Origin of the sequence: Guyparkeria sp. SCN-R1 (assembly GCF_003932495.1) — a bacterium.
Classification (GTDB): domain Bacteria; phylum Pseudomonadota; class Gammaproteobacteria; order Halothiobacillales; family Halothiobacillaceae; genus Guyparkeria.
In genome coordinates, this window is the sequence record NZ_QZMT01000046.1 from 1 (window position 1) to 518 (window position 518).

Annotated in this window: 1 protein-coding gene; it reads right to left on the bottom strand. The window is 61.6% G+C overall.

Annotated elements, in window-relative coordinates; genetic code table 11:
• Window positions 1–518, bottom strand: a 518-nt coding sequence (gene amrS, locus D5687_RS11100) for an AmmeMemoRadiSam system radical SAM enzyme (protein ID WP_125199830.1), incomplete at both ends; no start/stop codon positions are given.

The following is a 518-nucleotide window of genomic DNA, read 5'->3' on the forward strand; positions in this document are numbered from 1 at the left end:
AGAATTCCGCGCGGGGCTCAGGACACATGTACCCGGCCGTCACCGCGACGGCTTTGATTCCCTGGTCGTGGCAGGCGTCGGCTACATCGGCGGCATACTCCCAGAAGATCGTTGGGTCGTTGTAGGTGAATGCCACGCTGCGGCAACCCAATTCGTGTGCGGTCCGGGCGATGTCGGCCGGGGCCGCCCGACTGGCCAGGACGTCGATCTCGCGGGACTTGGAGATATCCCAGTTCTGGCAGAACTTGCACGCCAGGTTGCACCCGGCGGTGCCGAAAGACAGCGTCGCCGAACCTGGCAAGAAGTGGTTGAGCGGCTTTTTCTCGATCGGATCGACACAGAATCCGCTAGAGCGTCCGTAGCTGGTGAGCTTCACTTGATCGTCAAATCGGCCGCGGACGAAACACAGGCCACGCTGTCCCTCGTGAAGTTTGCATGCGCGTGGACATACATCGCACTGGATCCGGCTGTCGTGCAGTCGGTGCCAGTGTTTGGTTGCGATGGTGAACGGGTCGCTC